The 5,267-nt window shown below is 69.5% G+C and carries 7 protein-coding genes; all 7 read left to right on the top strand.

Annotated elements, in window-relative coordinates; translation table 11 throughout:
- Positions 1–776, top strand: a 776-nt coding sequence (locus tag VFS34_04025; protein HET9793608.1) for a methyltransferase domain-containing protein, incomplete at its 5' end; no start/stop codon positions are given.
- Positions 731–1,873, top strand: coding sequence for an anion permease (locus VFS34_04020; protein HET9793607.1), 1,143 nt, complete (start codon positions 731–733; stop codon positions 1,871–1,873). The genes VFS34_04025 and VFS34_04020, both read left to right, overlap by 46 nt.
- A gap of 11 nt (positions 1,874–1,884) precedes the next feature.
- Positions 1,885–2,613, top strand: a complete 729-nt coding sequence (locus VFS34_04015) for a protein phosphatase 2C domain-containing protein (protein ID HET9793606.1) — start codon at positions 1,885–1,887, stop codon at positions 2,611–2,613.
- The gene (gene crcB / locus VFS34_04010; protein HET9793605.1) at positions 2,613–2,996 is read left to right on the top strand and encodes a fluoride efflux transporter CrcB; all 384 of its coding nucleotides are present in this window, start codon (positions 2,613–2,615) and stop codon (positions 2,994–2,996) included. The genes VFS34_04015 and crcB overlap by 1 nt, the downstream gene beginning before the upstream one ends.
- A gap of 3 nt (positions 2,997–2,999) precedes the next feature.
- Positions 3,000–3,341, top strand: coding sequence for a DUF190 domain-containing protein (locus VFS34_04005; GenBank protein HET9793604.1), 342 nt, complete (start codon positions 3,000–3,002; stop codon positions 3,339–3,341).
- 88 nt (positions 3,342–3,429) lie between these two features.
- The gene (locus VFS34_04000; GenBank protein ID HET9793603.1) at positions 3,430–4,146 is read left to right on the top strand and encodes an SDR family oxidoreductase; all 717 of its coding nucleotides are present in this window, start codon (positions 3,430–3,432) and stop codon (positions 4,144–4,146) included.
- A gap of 167 nt (positions 4,147–4,313) precedes the next feature.
- Positions 4,314–5,267 (top strand): efflux RND transporter periplasmic adaptor subunit (locus VFS34_03995; protein HET9793602.1); only part of this gene is annotated, 954 nt, incomplete at its 3' end.

The raw sequence follows: 5,267 nt of genomic DNA, 5'->3' as shown, positions 1-5,267 counted from the left end.
TGCTCGACCTCGGTTCGGGCGCCGGAATCGACGTTTTCGTCGCCGCCCGCCTCGTGGGCCCGTCGGGCCGCGCGATCGGCGTCGACATGACCGACCGGATGCTCGCGGTCGCCGAGGAGAACCGTCCGAGGGTCGCGGACGCGCTCGGCTACGACGTCGCGGAATTCCGCGAGGGCTTCCTCGAGAGCATTCCGGCGGAATCGGGAACGATCGACTGCGTGACGTCGAACTGCGTCGTCAACCTCTCTCCCGACAAGCCGAGGGTCTTCGAGGAAATCTGGCGCGTGCTCAAAGACCACGGCCGCGCCGTGATCTCGGACATCGTCTCCGAGGTCGAGGTTCCCGCCCGACTGAGGGTCGATCCGCAGCTGTGGGGGGAGTGCCTCGTCGGCGCGCTGACGCAGGAGGGCTTCGTCGCGGGGCTGGAACGCGCCGGTTTCTACGGGATCGAGATCCTGTCGAAGTCCTGGTGGAAGGACGTCGAGGGATACGCCTTCTCCTCGCTGACCGTGCGGGGCTGGAAGCTGGAGAAGTCGGCGGGCTGCGTCTTCCGCGGGCACCGCGCCGTCTATCTCGGGCCGGGAAAGGCGTTCCTCGACGAGGAAGGGCATCAGTTCCCCCGCAACGAGCCGTACGAGGTCTGCACGGACACGGTCGCGAAACTCTCGCGTCCGCCGTACTCCGGATTCTTCGCCATCCTCGAGCCGGGAGAGGAGCGCGCGGGATATTCGTGCGCCAATCCCGACGGCTCCCCCTGCGCGCCCGGCTGCTGCTGATGGCCGCGGCCGCCGCTCTCGCGGCGCTGGTCCTGGTCCTCGCCTGGGGCAACGGAGGCAACGACGTCTCCAAGGGGATCGCCACGCTCGCGGGAAGCGGCGTGGCGAACGTGCCCTCGGCGATCGCCTGGGGCGCGGGGTGGACGATGGCCGGAGGCCTGCTCGCGGCCGTCGCGTCGAGTCGGCTCGTCGCCGTCTTTTCGGGCGCGGGCTTCCTGGCCCACCCGATTCCGGGCAGCGCGTTCCTCGGCGCGGTCTCCGGCGGGGCTCTGGGATGGGTTCTCGTGGCGTCGCGGACGGGGCTTCCGGTCTCCACCACCCACGCGATCGCGGGAGGCCTCGCGGGGGCGGGGATCGCGGCCGAGGGCGCGGGGGCGCTCCACTGGAGCGAGCTGGCGCGGGCGATCGCGCTCCCGCTCGCCGTTTCGCCCGTCGTGGCGGTCCTGCTGCTCTACGCCGTGTTTCCGCTCCTCGGGCGCGCCCTCGGCCGCCTCGACCGCTATTGCGTGTGTCTCGAGCGTCGCGTCGCCGTCGATACGGCCGGAACGAGCGCGTTCTCCGAGTCCCCGGCCACGGTCGTCGACGAGACCGACGCCTGCGCGGCCGCGCCGTCGATCTCGGCGCGCGTGGGACTGCTGGACGGCCTCCACTGGACCGCGGCGGCGCTGACGAGCCTCGCGCGGGGATTGAACGACACTCCGAAGATCGTCGCCCTCGGCATCGCGGCGGCGGCTTTCCTGGGAATCCGGGGGGCCGCCTTCGATGCCCTGGTCGCCGCGGCCATGGGCGCCGGCAGCGTGATCGCCGGCCGCCGCGTCACCGAAACGCTCGCGCGGAAGGTGACCGACATGAATCCCGCGGAGGGCTTCTCCGCCAATCTCGTGACCGCGGTCCTCGTGGGAACCGCGTCCCTCGCGGCGCTTCCGGTTTCGACGACGCACGTGGCCTCGGGGGCGGTCGCCGGGATCGGGCTGCATCGCGGCGGTCGAGCAATCCGGTGGAGCACGGTCGGAGAGATCGCGCTCGCGTGGCTGATCACCCTTCCCGTTTCGGGGCTCGGGAGCGCCGCAATCTACCTCTTGCTCGCCTCGCGATAAGATCGCGGCGCGTGAACATCCGATGGAATGCGGCGGGCGTGACCGATGTGGGACGACTCCGCCGGCAGGACGAAGACGCGTTTCTCGTGGATGAGGAGAACGGGCTCTTCGCGGTCGCCGACGGCGTCGGCGGGAGCCGCGCGGGGGACGTCGCCAGCCGCCTCGCGGTCGACACGGCCGAGCGGGTGCTGCGGGAGGCGCGCGGCGATTCTTCGTCGGATGCCGCCGCAGTCATCCGAAGGATGTTCGAGACGGCGCATCGCGCGATCCTCGAACGCGCCGCCGGCGACCCCCTCGTGTCGGAAATGGCGACGACCCTCGTCCTCCTCCTTTGCGACGGCACGCGGGCGTGGATCGCCCACGCGGGGGACAGCCGCGTGTACCGATGGCGCGACGCGTCGCTCGAACGCCTCTCCCGCGACCACTCGTTCGCCGAAGAGCTCCAGAAGGCGGCGGGGGTCGAAGTGCGGGCGAAGTCGCCTTTCGGGCACGTGCTCACGCGATGTTTGGGACGGGAAGGCGCGTGGGAGCCGGAGATCCGCGAAATCGACCTGCGGCCGGGCGACCGCTTCCTCCTCTGCTGCGACGGCCTGACCGACATGGTCGACGAAGGCGATCTCTCGGCGCTCCTCGCTCTGGGCGTTTCGCCCGAGGAGACCGGACGGCGCCTGATCGACAGCGCGAACGCCGCCGGCGGAAAGGACAACATCACGGCGGTCGTCGTCGACTTCTCGGCGTGATGGGAAGGTTTCTCTGGGTGTGCGTCGGCGGAGCGGCGGGGACCGGCGCGCGGTACTGGCTCTCGGGATGGGCGCAGCGTCACGCGGGCTTCGGGTTCCCGGTCGGAACGCTCGCCGTCAACGTGATCGGTTCCTTCCTGCTCGGCGCGATCATGGAGGTCGGGATCACCGGAGGAATGCTGCCGCCGACTCTGCGGATCGCCCTCGCCACGGGCGTCATGGGGGGCTTCACGACCTATTCGACGTTCAACTACGAAACGATCGAGTACCTGCGCGAAGGCGCCTGGGCCCTGGGGCTCGCGAACGTGGGTGCGACGGTGCTGGTCTGCCTGGCGGCGGGAGCCGCGGGACTCGCGGGCGGACGCCTGCTGATCGGGAGGTAGAGGATGCGCGCCCTCGACGGAGAACAGATGCTGGTCCGGATCTTCATCGGCGAGTCGGACCGCTGGCACCACCAGCCGCTCCATGCCGCGCTCCTCGAACGGCTGCGGCGGGAAGGATTCGCGGGCGCGACGGTCTTTCGCGGCATCGCGGGATTCGGCGCCCGGAGCGTGGTCCACACGGCCCAGTTCCTGCGCCTCTCGGAGGATCTCCCCGTCGTCGTCGAAGTCGTCGATACGGAAGAGCACGTGCGCCGCCTCCTTCCGCTCCTCGACGAGATGGTCACGGAGGGACTGGTCACGGTCGAGAAGGCGCGCGTCCTCAAGTACGCCCCCGGCACGCGGTGAGCGGCTTTCGCGCCTTCGGATTTCGTGACAGAATCCCCTCGTCCCGGGAAGCGCGCCATCTTCTGTCCAAGGGAGAACGATTCGCCGCATGAGCTCGGAGAAAAGATCCATTCTGGTGACCGGCGGGACGCGCGGGATCGGCAATGCGATCGCGCGCCGGTTCTCGCGCGAGGGGTGGAGCGTCCTGATCTCCGGCCGGACCCTGGAGAGCGTCCGGAACGCGATCGCCGCGTTCCAGCGGGAGGGGCTCGCGGTCGAGGGGAAGTCGTGCGACGCGCGGAAGGAAGACGACGTCCGCGAGCTCGTCGAGTTCGCGGCGGACCGGTTCGGCCGGCTCGACACGCTCGTCAACAACGCGGGAATCGGGATCTTCGACAACGTCTTCGAGATGGACCCGAAGGACTTCCGCGCGGTCATCGAGACGAACCTCTTCGGGCCGTTCTACGCGATCCGGTACGCCGCGCCGATCATGAAGAAGAACGGAGGCGGCTTCGTCGTCAACGTCGGATCGCTCGCCTCGGTGAACGCGTTCGCGGGGGGCTCCGCCTACAACGCGTCGAAATTCGGCCTGCTCGGCCTCTCCGATTCGGCGATGCTCGACCTGCGGCACGACGGGATCCGGGTGGCGATCGTGATGCCCGGCTCCGTCGCCACGGAATTCGGCGGGCAGCAGGGCTCCGAGGACTCCTGGAAGCTCTCTCCCGAGGACGTCGCCCAGGCCGTCTTCGATCTCGTCCAGTTTCCCGACCGGGCGATTCCCTCGCGCATCGAGATCCGCCCTTCGCGGCCCCCGAAGAAGGGGTGAACGCCCGTCCGCCGCGCTTCGGCGGCGGAAGTTTTGCATCCCGCGTATTGTTCTCGTAACGGGAAGCCCGGAGCTCGCGTTTTCAACCGGGCTGCTCCCGCCCAGACGCGCCCGGCGCCGGATTTCCCGGCGGGCGAGTCCTCCCGGACAGCAGAGGAGGCGTGAGAGTGAAGAAGGGCCGGATCGGGGTCGCCGTGGCCGTCGTGGCGGTCGCGGTCGTCATCGGGATCGCCGTCACGCGCGGGCGCGAGAAGCCGCAGAAATACCGGACGGCACGCGTCGACCGCGGGGACGTGACGATGACGGTCGCGGCGACGGGAACGATCTCCGCGGTCACGACCGTTCAGGTCGGCAGTCAGGTTTCCGGGATCATCGCGAAGCTCTACGCCGACTTCAACAGCCGGGTGAAGAAGGGACAGCTCCTCGCCGAGCTCGACCCGACCCCGTTCGAGCAGACGATCGCCCAGCGGCGCGCGGACCTCGACAAGGCGCAGGTCGACGCCGGGAACGCGAAGGTCGCCTTCGGCCGCCAGCAGAAGCTCCAGCAGCAGGGACTCGCGTCCCAGGCCGATTACGACAACGCCAAGGCGGCCGCGGACTCCGCCGTCGCCCAGGTCAATCTCGCGAAGGCCGCGCTCGCCCAGGCGGAGACGAACCTGAAGTATTCGAAGATCGTCTCGCCGATCGACGGCGTCGTCGTGAATCGCGCATACGACGTCGGTCAGACCGTCGCCGCGTCGTTCCAGGCGCCGACGCTCTTCACGATCGCGCAGGACCTGACGAAGATGCAGGTCCAGGCGGACGTGGACGAATCCGACATCGGCCGGGTGAAGAGCGGAGAGCCGGTGCATTTCACCGTGGACGCGTATCCCGACCGGACCTTCCAGGCCACCGTCTCCCAGATCCGCCTGAACGCGACGGTCAACCAGAACGTCGTGACGTATCCCGTGATCGTCGCGGTGGACAACCCGGACGAGAAACTCCGCCCCTCGATGACGGCGAACATCACGATCGACGTCGCGACGGATCACGGCGTGCTGCGCATCCCGAACGCGGCGCTCCGTTTCAAACCGGCTCCCTCCGAAGGCGGCGGTGGCGCGGAGCGCGCGGCCGGCGGGGGC

The organism is Thermoanaerobaculia bacterium, from assembly GCA_035717485.1.
Lineage (GTDB): Bacteria > Acidobacteriota > Thermoanaerobaculia > UBA5066 > DATFVB01 > DATFVB01.
Note: the sequence above shows the minus strand (reverse complement) of the source record. Positions and strands in the feature narration are given on the sequence as shown.

Bases quoted from the DNA above. Each gene is read 5' to 3' on its own strand.
- crcB (HET9793605.1), top strand. From the start codon at position 2,613: ATGGGAAGGTTTCTCTGGGTGTGCGTCGGCGGAGCGGCGGGGACCGGC.
- VFS34_04005 (HET9793604.1), top strand. From the start codon at position 3,000: ATGCGCGCCCTCGACGGAGAACAGATGCTGGTCCGGATCTTCATCGGC.
- VFS34_04000 (HET9793603.1), top strand. From the start codon at position 3,430: ATGAGCTCGGAGAAAAGATCCATTCTGGTGACCGGCGGGACGCGCGGG.